Annotated in this window: 1 protein-coding gene and 1 pseudogene; both read right to left on the bottom strand. The window is 54.9% G+C overall.

Annotation, left to right across the window (positions count from 1 at the left end):
* Positions 1-194, bottom strand: a pseudogene (locus ACTHS3_RS15720) (iron uptake system protein EfeO); the annotation flags it as partial.
* Positions 195-206: 12 nt separating this feature from the next.
* Positions 207-872: iron uptake transporter permease EfeU (efeU, locus tag ACTHS3_RS15715; RefSeq protein WP_440368469.1), on the bottom strand; the 666-nt coding region annotated here is incomplete at its 5' end.

Raw genomic sequence — 872 nt, 5'->3', positions numbered from 1 at the left:
TGGCCGCTGGGGACGGTCAATTCCATCGGTTCGCAGGCAGTATCGTTCACACCGATATTGACCGAACCGTCGGCATTAGCGGCAGCGGATGCGCCTGAAGCGGCAGGCGCGGCTTTTTCGGCTTCAGGCGGCTGACACGCGGTCAAACCCAGAGCCAACATTACGTACAAAGCAGTCAGATTGAATTTTTTCATTTTCATTCCTTTTTATTTAGTTAACGTTTTTGCCGGCGCACTGCCGCGCAAAAACCAAATCATGACGGGAACCAGATACAGCAGCCAAATCAGGACTTCGCCTTCGGTCGGGTGGTCGGTATAGCCGAAGAAACCGCCGAGCAGCACGCCTAAAGGGCTGTCTTCATGCAAATATTTCGATGTGTCGAAAGCAATATCCTGCATCACATTCCATACACCGGCCTCATGCAGCGCGCGAAACGAACCGGCCAACAGACCGGCCGCTACCACAATCAAAAATGCTCCCGTCCAACGGAAAAACTTCGCCAAGTTCAGGCGCATACCGCCCTGATAAATCAGCGTACCGATGACAACCGCCGCCAACAGCCCCAACACCGCGCCTATCGGCATAGACCACGTCGGGCTTTGCTGGAACACGGCAAGCAGGAAAAACACACTCTCCAAACCTTCGCGCGCCACGGCCAAAAACGCCATGCCGACCAAAGCCCAGCCCTGGCCGCTACCGTGGTTCAAGGCCGACTGGACAGAATCCTGAAGATGCTGTTTCATCGAACGCGCGGCCTTCTTCATCCACAAAATCATGTACGTCAGCATCGCTACGGCCACCAGGCCGATGACGCCGACCACCAATTCCTGTTCTTTTTGCGGAATCTCGCCCGTAACGGAATGAATGCCGTA

The organism is Neisseria sp. P0009.S007, from assembly GCF_051962515.1.
This window is presented reverse-complemented; position numbering and strand designations above follow the sequence as displayed.